Annotated in this window: 16 protein-coding genes and 1 tRNA gene; 12 read left to right on the forward strand and 5 right to left on the reverse strand. The window is 51.8% G+C overall.

Annotation, left to right across the window (positions count from 1 at the left end):
• Window positions 1-85 precede the first annotated feature (85 nt).
• Window positions 86-1336, forward strand: coding sequence for a DUF445 domain-containing protein (locus ACZ5N7_RS00230; protein ID WP_464656327.1), 1251 nt, complete (start codon window positions 86-88; stop codon window positions 1334-1336).
• A gap of 60 nt (window positions 1337-1396) precedes the next feature.
• On the opposite strand, the gene ACZ5N7_RS00235 is transcribed toward ACZ5N7_RS00230, so the two are convergent.
• Window positions 1397-2686 carry a Gfo/Idh/MocA family protein gene (locus tag ACZ5N7_RS00235; RefSeq protein WP_464656329.1) on the reverse strand — a complete coding sequence of 430 codons (1290 nt, stop codon included), beginning with the start codon at window positions 2684-2686 and terminating at the stop codon, window positions 1397-1399.
• Window positions 2687-2840: 154 nt separating this feature from the next.
• Here ACZ5N7_RS00235 and ACZ5N7_RS00240 point away from each other — a divergent pair, with 154 nt between their 5' ends.
• Together ACZ5N7_RS00240 and ACZ5N7_RS00245 are read left to right on the forward strand one after the other, a co-directional pair.
• Window positions 2841-3674 (forward strand): helix-turn-helix domain-containing protein, encoded by an 834-nt coding sequence (locus ACZ5N7_RS00240; RefSeq protein ID WP_464656331.1) that lies wholly within the window; start codon window positions 2841-2843, stop codon window positions 3672-3674.
• A gap of 98 nt (window positions 3675-3772) precedes the next feature.
• Entirely contained in the window at window positions 3773-4342 is a 570-nt protein-coding gene (locus ACZ5N7_RS00245; RefSeq protein ID WP_464659375.1) for a nitroreductase family protein, read from the forward strand.
• Between the two features lie 168 nt (window positions 4343-4510).
• On the opposite strand, the gene ACZ5N7_RS00250 is transcribed toward ACZ5N7_RS00245, so the two are convergent.
• On the reverse strand, window positions 4511-5335 hold the full coding sequence (locus ACZ5N7_RS00250; RefSeq protein ID WP_464656332.1) for an SPL family radical SAM protein: 825 nt from the start codon (window positions 5333-5335) through the stop codon (window positions 4511-4513).
• 157 nt (window positions 5336-5492) lie between these two features.
• Here ACZ5N7_RS00250 and ACZ5N7_RS00255 point away from each other — a divergent pair, with 157 nt between their 5' ends.
• Window positions 5493-6464: an MBL fold metallo-hydrolase gene (locus ACZ5N7_RS00255; RefSeq protein WP_464656334.1), complete on the forward strand. Its 972-nt coding sequence runs from the start codon at window positions 5493-5495 to the stop codon at window positions 6462-6464.
• An 82-nt stretch (window positions 6465-6546) separates the two neighbouring features.
• Here ACZ5N7_RS00255 and ACZ5N7_RS00260 read toward each other — a convergent pair whose 3' ends face one another.
• A complete protein-coding gene (locus ACZ5N7_RS00260; protein ID WP_464656336.1) occupies window positions 6547-7074 on the reverse strand; it encodes a phosphatidylglycerophosphatase A family protein in 528 nt (175 codons plus the stop codon).
• 150 nt (window positions 7075-7224) lie between these two features.
• Here ACZ5N7_RS00260 and ACZ5N7_RS00265 point away from each other — a divergent pair, with 150 nt between their 5' ends.
• The 3 genes from ACZ5N7_RS00265 (at window position 7225) to ACZ5N7_RS00275 (ending at window position 9911) form a co-directional block, all read left to right on the forward strand.
• Window positions 7225-8247, forward strand: a complete 1023-nt coding sequence (locus tag ACZ5N7_RS00265) for a GerMN domain-containing protein (protein WP_464656338.1) — start codon at window positions 7225-7227, stop codon at window positions 8245-8247.
• Window positions 8248-8479: 232 nt separating this feature from the next.
• The gene (gene rph / locus ACZ5N7_RS00270) at window positions 8480-9241 is read left to right on the forward strand and encodes a ribonuclease PH (protein WP_464656340.1); all 762 of its coding nucleotides are present in this window, start codon (window positions 8480-8482) and stop codon (window positions 9239-9241) included.
• Entirely contained in the window at window positions 9225-9911 is a 687-nt protein-coding gene (locus tag ACZ5N7_RS00275; RefSeq protein WP_464656342.1) for a non-canonical purine NTP pyrophosphatase, read from the forward strand. The genes rph and ACZ5N7_RS00275 overlap by 17 nt, the downstream gene beginning before the upstream one ends.
• 242 nt (window positions 9912-10153) lie before the next feature.
• Here the strand turns inward: ACZ5N7_RS00275 and asnB are convergent, their stop codons facing one another.
• Both asnB and ACZ5N7_RS00285 read right to left on the reverse strand, forming a co-directional pair.
• Window positions 10154-11998, reverse strand: a complete 1845-nt coding sequence (asnB, locus tag ACZ5N7_RS00280; RefSeq protein WP_464656344.1) for an asparagine synthase (glutamine-hydrolyzing) — start codon at window positions 11996-11998, stop codon at window positions 10154-10156.
• A gap of 460 nt (window positions 11999-12458) precedes the next feature.
• Window positions 12459-12532: transfer RNA gene (locus tag ACZ5N7_RS00285), tRNA-Arg, on the reverse strand.
• A gap of 324 nt (window positions 12533-12856) precedes the next feature.
• Here ACZ5N7_RS00285 and ACZ5N7_RS00290 point away from each other — a divergent pair.
• The 5 genes from ACZ5N7_RS00290 (at window position 12857) to ispG (ending at window position 18477) form a co-directional block, all read left to right on the forward strand.
• Entirely contained in the window at window positions 12857-13768 is a 912-nt protein-coding gene (locus ACZ5N7_RS00290; protein WP_464656346.1) for a HEAT repeat domain-containing protein, read from the forward strand.
• A gap of 157 nt (window positions 13769-13925) precedes the next feature.
• Window positions 13926-15209 carry a trigger factor gene (gene tig, locus ACZ5N7_RS00295; protein ID WP_464656347.1) on the forward strand — a complete coding sequence of 428 codons (1284 nt, stop codon included), beginning with the start codon at window positions 13926-13928 and terminating at the stop codon, window positions 15207-15209.
• Window positions 15210-15418: 209 nt separating this feature from the next.
• The gene (gene clpP, locus ACZ5N7_RS00300) at window positions 15419-16009 is read left to right on the forward strand and encodes an ATP-dependent Clp endopeptidase proteolytic subunit ClpP (RefSeq protein ID WP_464656348.1); all 591 of its coding nucleotides are present in this window, start codon (window positions 15419-15421) and stop codon (window positions 16007-16009) included.
• Window positions 16010-16023: 14 nt separating this feature from the next.
• Window positions 16024-17286: an ATP-dependent protease ATP-binding subunit ClpX gene (gene clpX, locus ACZ5N7_RS00305; protein WP_464656350.1), complete on the forward strand. Its 1263-nt coding sequence runs from the start codon at window positions 16024-16026 to the stop codon at window positions 17284-17286.
• A 93-nt stretch (window positions 17287-17379) separates the two neighbouring features.
• Window positions 17380-18477, forward strand: a complete 1098-nt coding sequence (ispG, locus tag ACZ5N7_RS00310; protein WP_464656351.1) for a flavodoxin-dependent (E)-4-hydroxy-3-methylbut-2-enyl-diphosphate synthase — start codon at window positions 17380-17382, stop codon at window positions 18475-18477.
• Window positions 18478-18562: the final 85 nt, after the last annotated feature.

Below are 18562 nucleotides of genomic sequence, written 5' to 3' on the forward strand. Positions count from 1 at the left end.
TAGAATGGTGTTTAATAAGGTAAAATAGTAGAATCCATCCTGCGGCTCTAATAATTGAAAACATATAGCGAGAGGGTCATTCAAAATGGACAAAAGAAACAAGCAATTAGGCAATCTATCCTTGGCGGCGATGGCAACGGGATTTATCGCGACACTTCCGGTTACCGGCACATATACGGGGGCTCTGCTGCAGGCGGGATTTGAGGCGGGAGTGGTAGGAGGGTTGGCGGATTGGTTTGCGGTTACCGCGCTTTTCCGGCATCCTCTGGGGCTGCCAATTCCGCACACGGCGCTTCTTCCCAAGAACAGGGAGAGGGTATCCAAAGCGTTGATTTCGACGGTGGAAAACGACCTGCTGAGCAAAGAGATGATCGTGCAAAAAATCGGAGAGCTGAACGTCACAGATTACGTAATGGATATGAGCGCCAAGGAGCTTCATTCCGATTCGGTCAGGCAGGGGCTGCAGCTGCTCGCAAGAGAGCTGATTCTGCAGATCCCGCTTGAACAAACGGCTGCACTTTTGCAAAAGGAAGCCAAAACCTACATACGCTCGTTAAATACTTCCGCCGTCCTGCAGTTTCTCGTTGAACAGGCGCAGGCGCGCGGTTTGGAGGAAAAGGCATTCAACGTCGTGCTTGTGAAAGCTGCGGAATATGCGGCAAGGCCGGAAACAAGGGACAAAATCGGCGAAATGGCGATGGAAGCGCTGAAAAAGCTGGAGGCGGGCGGCCTGATGTCTTTTGCAATCAATGCTTTCATCGGCTTCATGACGGAGGAGAAGCTCGGGGATATCGCGCAGAACTTCATCCTGACCAATCTGGTGGAGTTAAGCCATGCCGACAATCCGACCCGGCTCAACCTGCTGGGCGTGATCAGGGATGAGCTCTCAGGCATCAGCACGAACGAGAAGCTGCTTGAAGCGGTGGAAAGCTGGAAGACCAGAGAACTTGAGGAATTGGATTTTTCCTCCCGGCTCACGGATATCCTTACTCAATATCGGCAAAAGCTGCTGGACTATGTCGGGAACGGCTCTTTTGCGGAGGGCATGCTGCTGCCTTTTCTGGAAGGCGCGCTGGGGCGGATCAGAAACGATGCGGACATGTATGGCAAGCTGCAAACCTGGATCAACGGCAAGCTGATTCAGCTCGTGGAAGAGAACCACTCCAGAATCGGCAAGCTGATCAAAGAAAATCTGGACAAGCTCGATAACGAGACTCTTACGGAAATGATTGAGGATAAAGTAGGCAAAGACCTCCAGTGGATCCGGGTGAACGGGGCGTTATGCGGCTTCCTCATCGGGCTGGTGTTGGGCGGAATCAAGCTTTTGCTGGCGTGAAGCCATAAAAAAAGGAAGGGCCTTTCAACAACCGGCTCCCTTCCTTTTGCAAATATCAGACTAATGGAACTTGACCAGTTTGTCCACCTGAACCGGCAGTCCGGTTCTGATGGAAATGTTGCCTGCGATTCCCGTCAGGATCGACATGGCGCCGTCCACGTGAGAAGCCGCTCTCTTGAAAGGATCCTCCTCTGGCACGCCGAAAATATCGTTCAGTAGAACAGGGTCTCCGCCGCCATGCCCGCCCTGCTGCTCTTCCACTTCGACATTGTAAGGAGCCTCGAACATCGGGAAGATCCGGATGCTTTTTCCTTTGATCGCCCCTTCCATCTCCTGCGCGCCTCCGGAATTGACATAGGAAGCTTCGACGACTCTCACCTCCATGCGTCCTTTTGTCCCGTTGAAAGAGATATTATAGCCTTCGACAGGAAGATAAGCGTTCAAGGAATAAGTGAGGATAGCCTGGCTGTCATAGCGGACCATTACGCCCATTGTATCCTCGATCGAGATGCCGTCGCCGAATACGCTCTGGTCGCGCTGATACCCGTCTTCATGCTCCGCGTCTAGGTACATCGCTTTCAAATTCTCATTATCCTTCATATGGAGGGCAAAAGGGTCCTTGGCGGCCGCTTCGCTGCCGTGGGCTCTTTGGTAAAACTCGGTGACTCCGCGCTTCTCGGCATTTTCCCTTCCGTAGAACATGAGGTCTCCCATTGCATAAACCGTACGGGGCCTCGCGCCCAGCCAGAAGTTGACCAGATCGAAGTGATGAGTGGATTTATGTACAAGAAGGCCTCCGCTGTTGCGCTTGTCACGGTGCCAGCGTCTGAAATAGTCCGCGCCGTGCTTGTTGTTCAGCATCCATTCGAAATGGACGGAGGTGACCTTGCCGATCGTATCGTTCATGATGAGCTCCCTGATCTTCGTGTTATGCGGAGCGTAGCGATAGTTAAAGGTGACCCTTAGCTTGCGGCCCGTGCGGTTTATGGCGTCGAGGATCTCCTGGCATTTGCTCTCGTCGACGGTCATCGGCTTCTCTGAAATGACGTCACAGCCCATCTCCATAGCGCGGATAATATACGTATGGTGCGTGCGGTCGATTGTGGTTACAATGATCGTATCCGGGCGCTGTTCCTCGATCATCTGCTTGAATTGGTCCGCTTTATAGGCGGGAACGGGCTCATGCTGGAATTTTTCGTATATTTGTTTGTTGGCAAAATTCATCCGCGTCCGGTTCACATCGCAAAAAGCGACCAGCTCGGACGTCTCCCTGTAATCACGGACTAAAGCGTTGTAGAAGAATGCGGCTCTTCCGCCGGTTCCTATGAGCGCGTATCTGGTTTTGGCCATTGGGTCTCGATCTCCCTTCAAAAATGTATCCGCAACCAGCATACCCGTCTGACCGCAAAAATTCTATTCATTTATTGCTGAAAAATGTGTTTCTTTGCTTATTTTGTTGTAAACTGAAGTAGAGACAGATATAGCGGATTGGGAGGAAATTCGGATGAAATCCCCCTTTTTTATCGAAAAATTAAAGCGGACTCATCTGTTCAATATGGAATCGGACCATGTCCACGAATTTTATGAGATCTATTATTTGCTCGAGGGCGAGCGGGACTATTTCATAAATGACCGGACGTACCGGCTGAGCAAAGGGGATCTTGTCTTCATCAACCGGTTTGACCTGCACAGGACTGCGGACACGGGGAGAGCGGACCATGAAAGGATTCTAGTCAATGTGGAAGAGAACTGGCTGCTCGGAACTCTCTCCCCCGAAGAAAGACAAGTGCTGACACAGTCTTTCCGGATGGAGGGGAAAGCGGTGCGTCTGAACGTGAAGGAACAGGGTTATGTGGAGGAGCTGTTGTCACGGGCCCTGACGGAGTATACAAAGCAGCCGGCAGGGTGGGAAATCGCGACCCGCTCTTTACTTTGGCAGCTGCTCTTGTTCCGTGCGCGAAGGGAGCAGGCGGCGGATGACAGCTGTTTTTCGCCGGCGGAGCTGAGCAGTCCGCTTCACCGCAAAATCGACGAATTGGTGGAGTACATCAACGCAAATTATAAGCAGCCTCTCACTTTGACGAGGATTTCGAATGAATTTTATCTCAGCACGTTTTATCTTAGCCGTATTTTCAAACAGGTGACGGGTTTCTCCTTTGTGGAATATTTGCAGGCGGTGAGGATCAAGGAAGCAAGAAGGCTTCTGAGGGAAACAAGATGGAAGATCATCGAAGTGGCTGAGGAGTCGGGCTTTGACAATGTGGCGCATTTCGGGCGCGTGTTCAAGCAGCTGGCGGGGGAATCCCCCCTGCAGTACCGCAAGCGGCACCAGAGCTGATTTTGCTCCGCGGGCCTTTTTCGTTACAATAGTAATAAAGAAAAACGGTTCACAGTCCGTTTAACAAAGCTATAGCGTATGGGGGGGAGTTGGTGGAAATGGACATCCATGAAGCGATAAGGACAAGAAGAAGCATCGGCAAAGTAAAGCCGGACCCGGTTGAGCCCGTTTTGATCCATCGTATCCTGGAGGCCGGCACCTGGGCGCCGAATCACTATTTAACCCAGCCGTGGAAATTTTTTGTGATGACTGGCGAGGGAAGGAAAAAGCTGGGCCAGGTGTGGGCTAATCTGGCTGCAGAGGGTTTGGGGGATGTAACCGCGGAACAAAGACAAGAAGCCATGGATAAGGCGTCGTTAAAAGCGGAACGATCGCCGGTTGTAATCGGCGTCGCGGTCTCTCCGCCGGACAATAAGCATGCGGTGGAGGTTGAGGAATATGCCGCAGTGCACGCGGCGATCCAGAACATGCTGCTCACGGCGCACGCACTGGGACTTGGAGCGGTATGGAGGACGGGGGACGCCGCTTACCATCCCTTTGTGAAGCAGATTTTCGGCTTGTCTGACAGGGAAGCCATGGCCGGTTTCATTTATGTGGGATACCCGGATATCAAGGTGCCGATGCGCAAAAGAGCTGCTGTTGAGGATAAAACCGTTTGGTTTGACTAGAACCGGACACTCATTGTGTTTGGGAGGGTACGGTTCGACCGCCTGATTCTGGAGAGAATGAGGCGGCTTAAGGTGTAACCCCATGGGCTGATGCCCTGAGCCATAATACTTTAGGAGATTTTCCAGCCCGCAATCCATCTGCAGTCGTTCGGTTTGGGCACCTCCGTTCTACGGCAGAAATCCCGCCTGGCTGACGAACAGCCGATCGTCTCCATAGAACTTTTGCAGCCGATTAAGGACGCGCAGGTATGCATCGGGATTATACCATTCCCCCAGTCCAAGCTGCTCGAAACGCTGCCGCATTCCAAGCTTTTCCGTACGTTTGCCGCTGCTGCCGTCCCCCATGAAAAAATCGTCCAGCACAATCCGTCCCACGCTGGCAGCCAGCTTTTCAGGAAATTCCTCCGAGCAGGGCAGCAGGGGAGAAACCGCCGCTTGCGCCGGGATTCCCGCTTCATAAATCGCTTTTAATGCTTTGAACCTTGCCGCAAGCGGGGGAGCGGAAGGAGTAAAAGCTTTTCTCACCGCCTCCAGATCCGTCTCAATGGTCATGCTTACCCGAACCCGGCCCCGCAGGGCGGACAGCAAATCCAGGTCCCTCATAATCAACGGGCTTCGTGTCTGGACCAGTAAAAAATCCGGCTTCTCCTCCGTCATTACGGAAAGAAGCGACCGGGTGATCCGCAGCTCATGTTCAATCGGCTGGTAAGGATCGGTGCTCGAGGACATAAAAACGGTAACGGGCCCTTTGCGCTTCGCTTTCGCCAGTTCTTTACGAAGCAGTCCGGCTGCGCCCTCTTTTACTTTAATCCAGCTTCCCCAAGGCTCAGGCTGAAATAGAGCGACAGGCATCCGCCGTACATAGCAATAAGAACAAGCGAACGAACAGCCGGCGTAAGGATTCAATGTGTGAGTGTACCCGGTCAAATACCCTCCTGCAGGGTTCAGAAGTCTTTTGGGCTCTGTGTGCTCTACATGTAACTGCACATGCATCACCTGTTCTGTTTTTTCTCATTGTAACATACCTGCCCGTTCACCAGTGTTTTTACAAGCCTGCGCGAAAATGTTCCAGCAAATAAATTGCTTCTCTCATAGGACCAGCGATACAATGAAACTATACGTAACATTGCGACAGAAAGGGGGACACGGAATGAGCGAGTTTTCGCAGCACGATGGAGGCATCCTGCGCGTCAAGGTTCCGCTGCCGTTTCCGCTTAGATGGGTCAACTCCTATTTGATCCGGGGCAGCGGCCGTTACACTTTGGTGGATCCCGGAATCCGCACTGCCGAATCCGAGGCCGCCTGGCAATCGGCGCTCGAGCAGTGCGGGATCGGTTATGGCGACATCGACAGGATCATCCTGACGCATCACCATCCGGATCATTACGGGCTCGCCGGCTGGTTCCAGGAACAGACGTCCGCGCCGGTTTATTTGTCCACTCAAGGATTGGTCCAGGCCCGGCTTTTGTGGGGCCCGGAGCGGACCATGAGCGAAGAGATGACCGAGCTGTTTCGGCAGCACGGGATGGATTCCGGCAAATGCGAAAATATTTACGAGCATATGGAAAGCTTCCTTGATCAGGTATCTCCGCAGCCGCAGGTCACTTTGCTGAATCCCGGGGATAAAATCCGGATGGGAGACCGGGAGTACGAAACGATCCACACTCCCGGCCATGCGGACGGCCATCTGTGTTTATATAATTTTGAAGCCAAAGTGATGTTCTGCGGAGACCACGTGCTGCCCCGGATTTCGCCTAATGTCAGCTATATTCCCGGGATGGACGCGAATCCTCTGCAATCTTATCTGGACCATCTCCAGCGGATTGCCGAATATGAAGTCGTTCAAGCGTATCCCGGCCACCGCGAGCCGTTTACAGCTTTTCGCGAACGGGCGCTGGAGCTGGTCGGCCACCATGAACAGCGGCTGCAGCTTATGGAAGAACAACTGCAACAGCCGATGACCTGCTATCAGCTGTGTCAGGCTTTATTCGGCGACAGGCTGTCACTGCACCAGCTCCGTTTTGCCATGGCCGAGACGCTTGCTCATGTCGTCTACTTGGATGCGGAAGGACGCGCCGAGCGGAAAGAAGATAACGGCGTATTTGTTTATCGTTCTATATAGACTGAGAGGGCAGGAAGACACACCGTGAGCCAGCATTCGGACGTAAGCCCGTGCCTTTCCTTTCCCTTTTTTAATATTAAAGCTATACCTGGCCCACGGTTTGTGCCTGCTCCATCTCCGACTGCCTGAGGTGGGCGATTCTCGAACTGGCGGACGCCGCTATCGCTCCCACGATGTCGTCGAGGAAGGTATTTTTTTGCTTGCCCGTCTTGTCGTTCAGCACCTCCAGAATGCCCGGCTTCATTTTATCGATATAGCCGAAATTGGTTAAACCTATGCTCCCGAACACATTCACGATGGACAGTGCCAAGATCTCATCGCAGCCGTAAAGCGGCTCGTCATTCTCGATCATATCCTGCAGCGGGGCGATCAGATTTCCCTGTTCCGACAGGATATCAAGCTGGATGCCAGTCAGGATGGCGTTCTGGACCTCCCTTTTTTCCATCACTTTGCGTACATTAATCTCACAAAATTCAATTGTCAAATCCTGCAGATAATCCTTCTGCAAAAAATAGACGAGCTCAGAAATATCCGACACCTTCACGCCCCTTTTTTGCAGCCATTCGTCCGAGGCCTGTTTCACTTTGTCGCTGTCCAAATTGTATTTCATTCTCTCACCCCTCCTAATATGCCCCCTAAATTTTCCCCAAAAAGGATATTTTCATTAGCTTGCCCCTTTTTTCGGACAAAAACAGTTATAAAACAGGCCACGGTTCGTATACATAGTAACAATAAATCGACTTATTCAGGAGGAAGAACGATGAATCGTTACTATTGGACCCGTTGGCTTGCCGCAGGAAGTGTCGTTGTTCTGCTGACTTCGGGCTGCTCGCTCGGGTCAAAGCGCCAGTCCCAACCGATCGATCCGCCGCCGGCCTCGGCGGAGACTATGGCCGCGCTGCCTCAGCAAAAATCGGTGAGCCCGGCTTCGGCCACATTGTATTTTAAGGACGCCAATGGACTCGTTTCGCCGATTTCCATGGGCCTGCCCGACAAAGTGGAGATAGCCAAAGCGGCTCTCCAGTATATGGTGGAGGACGGTCCCGGCCAGAAGCTGCTGCCCAAAGGCTTTATCGGTCTGCTGCCGAAAGGCACTCAAGTGAAAGGGATCGATGTCAGGAACAAGCTGGCGACCGTAGACTTCAGCAAGGCATTCAATGAGTACAACGTTCAGGACGAACGCAAAATCATGGAAGCCGTCACCTGGACGCTGACCAGCTTTCCTTCTATCGAGCAGGTCAAAATTCGTGTGGAAGGCAAAGACCTGAAGGAAATGCCGATGGCGGGCACTCCGATTGACGGTTCGCTGTCCAGAGCGATGGGAATCAACATCGAGAAGCCCGACAATGTGGAATACGGCAGGGCTACTCCGGTGACCTTGTACTTTTTGGCCCAGGGCCCGGATCAATACAAATATTATGTGCCTGTGACCCGGCTGGTGAAACGGACGGACGATGTTGCCCAAGCGGCGGTTCAGGAGCTGATCAAGGGGCCGGACCAAAGCAAAGGCTTGACTCCCGTATTCGCCCCTTCGACGGAAGTTCTCCAGGTGAACAAAACCAATGATTTGGTGACAGTGAATTTCTCGGATAAAGTGCTGGGTATGGATAAAAAGGCTCCTGCCGAAGCGCTGCAGGCCGTGGTTCTTTCTTTGACCGAGAACACCGGAGTGCCTAAAGTCCAGATTGAAGTGAACGGAGACGCCAAAATCGCTTCCACCGACAACCAGAATTACAGCAAACCTGTGATGAAGCCTGTGCATTTAAATGAAATCAAGATGTGAAATCCGATCAAGGAACTGAATGTCAACAGCGGCTGGAGGCCCATATGCGAATGCAGCAGCTCCCCGGCAGTTTTATTGGATTGCCTTGAATTTCACCCTTTTTACGACGTTCGGGATGCTTTTCTTCTGCCGCTTTGTTAAAATGATTAAGAGTTTCGGATATCGGGAAAACATTGGTACACAATAAGGGGTAAGCCCTGCGGCGATATCTTTTCTAGGAGGAAGCACGTACATGAGAATCGGTGGAAGACAGGCAGATCAAACGCGGACTATTAAGATTACTCCCCATTATATCAAGCATGCGGAAGGCTCGCTCCTGATCGAGGTCGGAGATACGAAGGTCATTTGCACGGCGACTGTGGAGGAGCGGGTGCCTCCTTTTATGAAAGGCCAAGGGAAAGGCTGGGTCACGGCTGAATACTCAATGTTGCCAAGAGCAACCCAGGTGCGCAATCAAAGGGAGGCTAACAAAGGAAAGCTGGGCGGCCGCACGATGGAGATTCAGCGTTTGATCGGACGCGCGCTTCGCTCGGTTGTCGATCTTGAAGCACTGGGCGAGCGCACGCTGACACTGGATTGCGATGTGATCCAGGCGGATGGGGGCACTAGAACGACATCGATCACCGGCGCTTTTGTCGCCATGGTGTTCGCTTTGCGAAAGGTAGCCGCGGATAAAAAACTGCCGAAATTTCCAGTGCGCGATTTCCTGGCCTCGGTCAGCGTAGGGATTATCGGCAGCGAACCGCGTCTGGATCTGAACTACGACGAAGATTCCCAGGCAAAGGTTGATATGAATGTGGTCATGACGGGCGAGGGGAAATTCGTCGAAATTCAGGGCACGGGGGAAGAAGCCCCGTTTTCAAGAAAAGAGCTTGACGAGCTGCTCGCTTTGGCGGACAGCGGGATTCAATTGATGATCGAAGAGCAGCGCAAAGTGCTGGGAGAGGCCGCCAAGTTGATTGGAGGAGAGCGGATCCATGCAGGCACAGAATAAAAGCGTGATAATTGCGACACAGAATAAGGGGAAAGCGAAAGAATTCGCCGCCTGGTTCGAGCCTTTGGGTATTGAGATCAGCAGCCTGGCCGATTATGACGAGCTGCCCGCGATCGTTGAGAACGGAGCCACATTCGCCGAGAATGCGCTGATTAAAGCGAGGACTATCGCCAATTATCTGCATGTCCCGGTGCTTGCCGACGACTCCGGACTGATGGTGGATGCGCTGGACGGCAGGCCCGGTATTTATTCCGCCCGTTTTGCCGGACTTCAAGCCACGGATGAAGAGAACAACTCGAAGCTCATCTCCGAACTGGCTGGACTTAATCCTCTGGCGGATATTGCGGAAGCGGAGCTGGCGCTGGCGCCTTTCACGGTGGAGGAAGCTCCGCAGGAACCGCCGCAAATGTTGAGCAGAGCCCGCTTCGTCTGCGCTTTGGCTTACATCGATCCGGTGCAGAACCGCGTCGTGGAGGCGGAGGGCGTCTGTGAAGGTTACATTATCCGGGAACCGCGGGGAGACCAGGGCTTCGGCTACGACCCTTATTTTTACCTGCCGCACTTCCGCAAAACGATGGCCGAGCTGCCTGTCGAGACCAAAAACCGGATCAGCCACAGGGCTTTGGCGCTGCAGCAGTTTTTGCCGCTGTTTGGCGGGGAGCCGGAATGAGCATATGCGCGCAGATGCAAGAACCGGGGCATAAACTAGAGACGCCAAAATTGAACTAACCCCGGAACGCCAAAACTTGCGGCAATGCGTAAAGCCAGGATAGTCCGAGACGCAAAACCAGTACATATTGCCAGACGCCACACTAGGATAGTCCGAGACGCCGAACCAAGCACATAGGTTGACACCAAACTGGGAACATAGTCCGAAACGCCAAAAATGACGAGCATCCGCCCGTCATTTTTTTATCGTATGGAGACTTTGTACTTCCGCAGCCACAGGTCGACCTGAATTAAATACGCGAACATCTGGGGTCCCGTCATCAGCTGCCCGAACCAGGGAAGATTGAATTGAGTGGCGTCGCCTTCGGCCAGTTTGCGGATTTTAGCTACATTGATAAACTGCAGCAAAGGCGAAGACGAATCGTTCAGAATAGTCAGCATCCACTCTTTTACAGCGGTTAAGTAATCCGGATTGTGGGTTTTGGGGTAAGGGCTCTTCTTTCTTGTCAGCACATCCTCCGGCAGAATGCCTCTCAGCGCCCGGCGGAGGATTCCTTTTTCACGGTCCCCGGCGGTTTTCATTTCCCATGGGATATTCCACACGTATTCAACCAGACGATGGTCGCAGAACGGCACGCGAACCTCCAGACCCACGGCCATGCTCATCCGATCCTTGCGGTCCAGCAGCGTCGGCATAAATCGGGTAATGTTCAAATACGAAATTTCGCGCATCCGGTTCTGTTGTACGTTCTCTCCTGCAAGGCGAGGCACCTCTTGGAGAGCTTGAGCGTATCTCTCTTTGACATAGGCTTCGGGTTTTATCCAGTCCAGCAGATGGTCGGACAATAAACTGACCCTGTCTCTCGTTGCGAGCGACCAAGGGAAAGTATCCGCATTAAGTGATTCTTCCCGGTGGAACCACGGGTATCCGCCAAAAATTTCGTCCGCCGCCTCTCCGGAAATCGCTACGGTGGCATTCTTCTTGATCTCCCGGCAGAACAGGTACAAGGAGGCGTCGACGTCGGCCATGCCCGGCAAATCCCTTGCATATACCGCAGCGCGTAGCGCCTCTACCAGCTCGGGAGTGTCGAATTCGATATAATGGTGCTGCGTGCCCAAGTACTCGGTCATCCTTTTGATCCAGGGCGCATCGGCGTTGGGCTGGAAGGCGCTCACTTTAAAATGCTTGTCATTATCCACGTAATCGATTGAAAACGAATGGAGCGTGCCCTGATTGGCGGCTTTATAGTAGTTGGAGGCAATGGTCGTCAAGGCGCTGGAATCGAGGCCTCCCGAAAGCAGAGTGCACACGGGGACATCCGAAGCCAGCTGGCGCTCGACCGTGTCGACCAGAAGCTCCCTGATTCGCTGTGCTGTATCTTCGAGGTTATCAGGGTGTGCGTGGCTTTCCAGCTTCCAATAAGCTCTAATGCTTAATCCGTTTCTGGAATACACCATGCAGTGGCCCGGTTTAAGCTCGTGCATATTGCGGTAAACGCCGTGGCCGGGCGTCCTCGCGGGTCCCACGGCGAAAATCTCCGCCAGTCCTTCGGCGCCGATCTGCGCTTTGAAGTTCGGATGCTGCAGGATGCATTTAGGCTCGGAACCGAACAGTAGCATCCCGTCGCTGATGGAGTAAAAGAGCGGTTTAACGCCAAGCCGGTCCCTGGCCATGAACAGCGTTTGCGCTTCCTCGTCCCACAGCGCAAAGGCAAAAATGCCGTTAAACCGGTCAACGCACGACCGTCCCCATTCAATAAAAGCCAGCAGCAGCACTTCTGTATCGCAATTTGTTCGGAACATATGGCCCCGCTGCTCCAGTTCTTTTCGCAGTTCTGGCGCATTATAGAGCTCTCCGTTATATACAAGTGAAAAAGTGTTATCACCGTATTTGCGTGTCATCGGCTGGGCGCCGTTCTCCGGGTCCATGACGCTGAGCCTCCGGTGTCCGAGCGAGCAGTGCTGTGTGATCCATGTGCCGGAAGCGTCTGGGCCGCGGTCCGTTAGTGTTTCCGTCATCGTTTCGAGAATGGATGTATGTTGAGTCAAATCTTTACGCCAGTCGATCCATCCAGTGATTCCACACATAGACTTCATCCCTCTCCTGAAGTTTTTCTCCTCTACAGGCTTGCTTTTCAATCAGGCAAAACATGATGATACCAAACTATGCGCTGCGGAATAAGTTAATGTCTGTCCGATTGAATCGTTTTTTGCAGTGAGGCGTTGTTTTCAGGCAAAAATAGAACTCGATAATCCAATAAGATTTAGCGCGCATTCGGCAAAATTGTTGTATTTTTTGCAGTACTGCCCAATGACAGTGCCAGTTTCCACTCATTCTATTGTAGAAAATACAATCTATAGGGTGAAATTTGTTTGCGGAGGGATACGCGTCGCCATCGGACAAGGGGTCCGATGGAGCTGGCGACTCCGCTTGGTCGAGGCATGAACGGCCCGCCCGGTGAGCTGCGACGTCCCCCGTCGTCGAGGGTTCTCATCAGCTCCCGGAACGCAAAAAACGCAGACCTAAACGGCCTGCGTTTCTCATTTACGTCCCAGGAGGGATTCGAACCCCCGACAACTCGCTTAGAAGGCGAGTGCTCTATCCAGCTGAGCTACTGGGACACAATTTTTTGCAGTGAAACATGAGTTATATTATCACAGGGAAATCATAAAAGCAACTGGTAAAGTAAAGACCGAATTTTATGAAAATTTGGTCAGACACCCGCCGTATACGCGGACTGTACTATTCCCGTATGCGGATTGTTCTTTTCACCAATCTTCTATCTCCACATATTTCAATCCATATCCTGCGGCTTCGTCCTCCTTTACCGACATTTTTTCACTTGCTGTGCCCATAGTTTTGATTTCCTTTCCCCAATGAAGTACACTTGCAGTTACGAACCTCAGGAGAACATTCGCGGGCAATGACTCCTCTACTGGAAGAAGGTGATCCCTATATCGCGCCGCACAGAAGAGAAGATCATACTTCTCCCAAGAACTATAGAATATTACCAAGTGGAACTGACCCGGATGCTGGAGACGGAGAGATACCTCGAAGCGATCAAGCTTCTTCACTTTTTGCTTCAGTGCAGCGGAGGGGACGTGGAGACCGGGCAGGAATGGCAGGCTTTGCTCAATTGGCTGCAGACCATGTTTCCCGAAAGCCATTTTGTGGCGGGAGAAGAGGAGGAAGACTGGTCCGAAGCCGACTTGTTCCGGGGAATTGTGCATGAGAAAGAAGGAGAGGACGACAAGTATGCCGAAAAACTCCTTTCCATGCTTCGCGATCCGACTTCGCCGGAAAAACAGATGCTCGCCCTAGAACAACTGATTTACGTCAAGCATCCTTCTATAAACGCGTCCCTCGAACAATGGGTGCAGACCCAGCCGCGTCATCCCTTATTACAATTCAAGGTGCTCCAGACGCTAAAAGCAAGAGGAGCGGCGGAGGTGCTGCAAATTCCCAAACCGGGCGGACAAGTGACGATCGACCTGCAGGACGTGCCGGCACACTTCGATGAATTCCCGTCCCAGATTACGGAAATCATGGCTCGCGTCCAGGAAATCAGCGAAATCAACAATCCCACGCTGGGTTATTTTGCCGGGCAGGTGTGGAATGAATTTCTGGCTTATATTTATGGGACCACGGTTTATTATCAGATTCTAAAACAGCCCACAGACGCCACCGACGCCTGGGCTGGGGCGCTTCATCTGGCATTGCTCGAAGTGATGCAGCAGCCCGCCGAACCTGAGGAAATACAGCAAATGTACGGCATCACGGCCGAATTGTCGTTCCATTGGGAGCAAGCCTCGCGCACAATGAAACATTTTCTGAAAACTGTCATGCCTACAATCTGAATTCGTAACAAAAACATGCCTTGAAAAGCGACGGTCGTCTGGTTATAATATAATGGTTATAATTGCCCAAGGGTGGGTATCGACCCGTATAGCTGAGCACGTGAAACGTTACAAAACTTCGAAAGTTTTGGACAATTTCTGGAGGGGAAAGCATAAAATGAAAGCAAGCTGGGAAAAAATAGAGAAGAACCTCGGGGTTCTAGATATTGAAGTGGACGAGCAGCAAGTCGCACAAGCATTGGACAAAGCTTTCAAGAAAGTTGCGACCAAGCTGAACGTGCCTGGTTTCCGTAAAGGAAAAGTGCCACGCCCGATATTCGAAGCGAAGTTCGGTGTCGAAAGCCTTTATCAGGACGCACTGGATATCATTCTTCCTGAAGCTTATGTCGAAGCCGTAAAGGAAACGGGGATCGAGCCTGTGGATCGTCCGGAAGTGGACATCGAGCAATTCGCCAAAGGACAGCCGCTGAAATTCAAAGCGAAGGTCATGGTCAAGCCCGAAGTCACTTTAGGCGAATACAAAGGCGTGGAAGTCGAGAAGAAAGAAGCTGCTGTAACCGCAGAAGACGTGGAAGCTGAACTAAAGCGCATGCAGGAGCGTCACGCTGAGCTTGTTGTCGTTGAAGAAGGCGCGGCGGCTGACGGCGACGTAGTCATTATCGATTTCGAAGGCTTTGTGGACGGCGAGGCTTTTGAAGGCGGACAAGCTGAAAGATATTCTCTTGAGCTTGGGTCCGGCAACTTCATTCCAGGCTTCGAAGAGCAAGTCGTAGGTATGGAGACCGGGGATCAGAAGGACGTTGAAGTCACCTTCCCTGAGAACTATCACTCCGAGGACCTGAAAGGCAAGGCCGCCATATTCAAAGTGAAGCTTCATGAAATCAAGCGCAAAAACCTTCCTGCATTGGACGACGAGTTTGCACTGGATGTCAGCGAATTTGAAACTTTGGACGAGTACAAGAAAGATATTGAGAAGAAGCTCCAGGAAAGCAAGCAGGCGGAAGCCCTTAGAGAATTTGAAAATGCCGTAGTGGAGAAAGTATCCGAGAACGCACAAGTGGAAATTCCGGACATAATGATCGAAAGCGAAATCGACCAGATGGTCCAGGAGTTCGGCAACCGGCTGCAGGCCCAAGGACTGAACGTAGAGTTGTATTATCAGTTCTCCGGCCAGGATGAAGCCGCTCTGAGAGAACAGATGAGAGGCGACGCTTCCAAGCGTGTGCGCAACAATCTTGTTCTTGAGACCATCGCGGAGAAAGAAAACATCGAGCTTTCCGAAGAAGAGCTGGATGCAGAGCTTGAGAAAATGACACAGAATACAGAGCGTTCCGTCGAAGAACTTCGCGGCATATTCGCCGCAAACGGAAACCTGGACGTTTTGAAAAACGACTTTAAGGTTAAGAAAACAGTAGACTTCCTGGTCGAGAACGCGAAATAACAACCATCACAAGAAGCTAACATAAGATAGAAAAGGGCACGTGCTGGACTGCGTGCCTTTGTTTTACCCTAAAAAATGGAAAGTGCTTGTGCGAAAAAATGACTTTACCTTTCAAACGTGGTAAAATCAATAATAAGCACTTTGCGATTCGCATGGTATTCTTTTGCGGAGGAAGCCATATTCTTTACATTAAAGAAGGGGTTGTAACAATGAGTCTTATACCTATGGTGGTCGAGCAGGAAAACCGTGGGGAGCGTTCCTACGATATCTACTCGCGTTTACTGAAAGATCGCATTATCTTTATCGGTAGTGCTATAGATGACGACGTTGCCAACCTGGTCATTGCCCAACTGCTGTTCCTGGCGGCGCAGGATCCCGAGAAGGATATCCACTTGTACATCAACTCTCCGGGCGGGTCCGTCACCGCAGGGTTAGGCATCTATGACACGATGCAGTTCATCAAGCCGGACGTTTCCACCATCTGCGTCGGAATGGCCGCAAGTATGGGCTCGCTGCTTCTTACCGCAGGTGCCAAAGGGAAGCGTTTCGCGCTGCCGAACAGCGAAGTGATGATTCATCAGCCTTTGGGAGGAGTGCGCGGCCAAGCTGCGGATATTAAAATCCACGCGGATTGGATACTCAAGACCAAGGAAAAGTTGAATAACATCTATGTTGAGAGAACCGGACAGCCTTATGAGAAGATCGATAGGGATACGGACCGGGATAACTTTATGAGCGCTGAGGAAGCCAAAGCCTACGGCTTGATTGACGAGGTTATCACTCGCAGCGATTTGAAATAAAGAGGAGTGATCCAATGTTTAAATTTAACGATGAAAAGGGCCAGCTGAAGTGTTCTTTTTGCGGAAAATCCCAGGATCAGGTGCGCAAGCTTGTAGCCGGACCGGGTGTATATATTTGTGACGAGTGCATTGAATTGTGCACGGAAATCGTCGAAGAAGAGTTAGGCCATGATGAAGAGCTGGATCTGAAGGATGTTCCGAAACCGAAGGAAATCCGCACGATTCTGGATCAGTATGTAATCGGTCAAGACCAGGCGAAGAAGTCTCTCTCCGTTGCGGTGTACAACCACTACAAGCGGATTAACTCCCAAAACAAGCTGGAGGATGTCGAGCTGCAGAAGAGCAATATCATGCTGCTGGGTCCTACGGGAAGCGGGAAAACCTTGCTTGCGCAAACGCTGGCCAAAATCCTCAATGTTCCTTTTGCCATTGCGGACGCCACTTCATTGACGGAGGCAGGCTATGTCGGCGAGGACGTAGAGAATATCCTTCTGAAGCTGATTCAGGCTGCTGATTATGATGTGGAAAAAGCCGAGCGCGGCATTATCTATATTGATGAAATCGATAAGGTGGCCCGCAAATCCGAGAACCCGTCCATTACACGTGACGTCTCCGGAGAAGGGGTACAGCAGGCGCTGCTCAAAATACTTGAAGGCACTGTAGCTTCGGTACCTCCGCAAGGCGGCCGAAAGCATCCGCATCAGGAATTTATCCAGATTGATACGACAAACATTCTCTTTATCTGCGGCGGCGCGTTTGATGGACTTGAATCCATTATTAAACGCCGGATCGGCAAGAAAGTCATCGGTTTCGGAGCCGATATGAACAAAGTGGATTTGAAACCTGGCGAGTATCTCTCCATGGTGCTTCCGGAAGACCTGTTGAAATTCGGATTGATCCCCGAATTTGTAGGCCGTCTGCCGGTTATCTCCACTTTGGAGCCGCTCGACGAGGATGCTTTGGTCCGCATTCTGACGGAACCGAAGAACGCTTTGGTCAAGCAGTACCAGAAGATGCTTGATATGGATAATGTAGCTCTGGAATTCAATCAAGGCGCGCTTGACGCGATCGCCAAAGAGGCGATCAAGCGCAATACGGGCGCCCGCGGATTACGGGCCATTATTGAAAGCATAATGCTCGACGTGATGTTCGAAGTCCCATCCAGAAACGACATAACTTCGTGCACGGTCACTGAAGAAACGGTGAAGGAGAAAGTCACTCCGACACTGATCCTTAAAGAAGAACCGTCAGGCAAGAAGAAAGAAGAAAGTGCTTAATAAGTGAATACAACCCTTACACCTCCAATCCTCGGCATGGTTTCCAGACCTGCCAAGGAGCGGAGGATGTTTGGTGTCAGGGGAGAGACTTGCATGTTTCAGAGAACAGAAACGGTTCCGGTGAAGGTGGGGAACTTGACCATCGGCGGAAGCAATGAAGTGATTATCCAGAGCATGTGTACGACCAAGACAGCCGACGTGGAGGCCACCGTGGCCGAGATTCACCGCCTGGAAGAAGCGGGCTGCCAAATTGTGCGAGTCACTGTCAACAATAAAGAGGCTGCGGAAGCCATTAAGGAAATCAAGAGGCGCATCTCGATTCCGTTGGTGGCGGATATTCACTTCGATTACCGTCTCGCGCTGGCCGCGATCGAGAACGGAGTGGACAAGGTCCGCATTAACCCGGGCAATATCGGACGGCGCGAAAAAGTGGAAGCCGTTGTTAAGGCCTGCAAAGAGCGCGGTATTCCGATTCGTATCGGAGTTAACGCCGGTTCTTTGGAGAACCATCTGCTGGAGAAATACGGCTATCCGACAGCGGATGCAATGGTGGAAAGCGCCCTGTACCATATTGGAATCCTGGAGGAATTAGATTTCCGCGATATCATCGTTTCTCTGAAAGCCTCCAATGTTCCGATGGCTATCGAGGCTTATACGAAAGCGGCCCAAGCCTTCCGCTATCCGCTCCATTTGGGGATCACGGAAGCCGGAACGCTGTTCTCCGGTACGGTGAAAAGCTCAGCCGGAATCGGTGCGCTGCTAAGCATGGGGCTAGGTTCCACGGTGAGAATCTCTCTAAGCGCGGATCCGGTTGAAGAAGTAAGGGTAGCCAGAGAACTGCTGAAGACGTTCGGACTGATAACAAATGCCGCAACGCTCATATCCTGCCCAACCTGCGGGCGGCTGGACATCGACCTGTTCTCTATTGCCAATGAAGTGGAGGAGTATATCTCCAAACTGAAGGTACCTATTAAAGTTTCTGTTCTGGGATGCGCGGTGAACGGGCCTGGGGAAGCCAGAGAAGCCGACATCGGCATAGCCGGAGCGAGAGGCGAGGGAATGCTGTTTCGCTATGGAGAGATGGTGAGAAAAGTGCCGGAAGCGGAGCTGCTGAACGAGCTGAAGAAGGAAATTGACATTATCGTTGAAGGTTATGAGGAAACTGGAGTTATTCCGGGGCGCAGGCATTAATCCATTATTTCTGGGCTGTTGCTGCGGCAGATCCAATTCTGTCGCAGCAACAGCTTTTTTTGAAGAACCCGCGCTTTTGTCTTAA

Source organism: Paenibacillus sp. JCM 18996 (assembly GCF_055392555.1).

Excerpts from the sequence above, each read along its gene's own strand:
- ACZ5N7_RS00230 (WP_464656327.1), top strand. The coding sequence starts at position 86 with ATGGACAAAAGAAACAAGCAATTAGGCAATCTATCCTTGGCGGCGATG.
- ACZ5N7_RS00235 (WP_464656329.1), bottom strand. The coding sequence starts at position 2,686 with ATGGCCAAAACCAGATACGCGCTCATAGGAACCGGCGGAAGAGCCGCA.
- ACZ5N7_RS00240 (WP_464656331.1), top strand. The coding sequence starts at position 2,841 with ATGAAATCCCCCTTTTTTATCGAAAAATTAAAGCGGACTCATCTGTTC.
- ACZ5N7_RS00245 (WP_464659375.1), top strand. The coding sequence starts at position 3,773 with ATGGACATCCATGAAGCGATAAGGACAAGAAGAAGCATCGGCAAAGTA.
- ACZ5N7_RS00250 (WP_464656332.1), bottom strand. The coding sequence starts at position 5,335 with ATGCATGTGCAGTTACATGTAGAGCACACAGAGCCCAAAAGACTTCTG.
- ACZ5N7_RS00255 (WP_464656334.1), top strand. The coding sequence starts at position 5,493 with ATGAGCGAGTTTTCGCAGCACGATGGAGGCATCCTGCGCGTCAAGGTT.
- ACZ5N7_RS00260 (WP_464656336.1), bottom strand. The coding sequence starts at position 7,074 with ATGAAATACAATTTGGACAGCGACAAAGTGAAACAGGCCTCGGACGAA.
- ACZ5N7_RS00265 (WP_464656338.1), top strand. The coding sequence starts at position 7,225 with ATGAATCGTTACTATTGGACCCGTTGGCTTGCCGCAGGAAGTGTCGTT.
- rph (WP_464656340.1), top strand. The coding sequence starts at position 8,480 with ATGAGAATCGGTGGAAGACAGGCAGATCAAACGCGGACTATTAAGATT.
- ACZ5N7_RS00275 (WP_464656342.1), top strand. The coding sequence starts at position 9,225 with ATGCAGGCACAGAATAAAAGCGTGATAATTGCGACACAGAATAAGGGG.
- asnB (WP_464656344.1), bottom strand. The coding sequence starts at position 11,998 with ATGTGTGGAATCACTGGATGGATCGACTGGCGTAAAGATTTGACTCAA.
- tig (WP_464656347.1), top strand. The coding sequence starts at position 13,926 with ATGAAAGCAAGCTGGGAAAAAATAGAGAAGAACCTCGGGGTTCTAGAT.
- clpP (WP_464656348.1), top strand. The coding sequence starts at position 15,419 with ATGAGTCTTATACCTATGGTGGTCGAGCAGGAAAACCGTGGGGAGCGT.
- clpX (WP_464656350.1), top strand. The coding sequence starts at position 16,024 with ATGTTTAAATTTAACGATGAAAAGGGCCAGCTGAAGTGTTCTTTTTGC.
- ispG (WP_464656351.1), top strand. The coding sequence starts at position 17,380 with ATGTTTCAGAGAACAGAAACGGTTCCGGTGAAGGTGGGGAACTTGACC.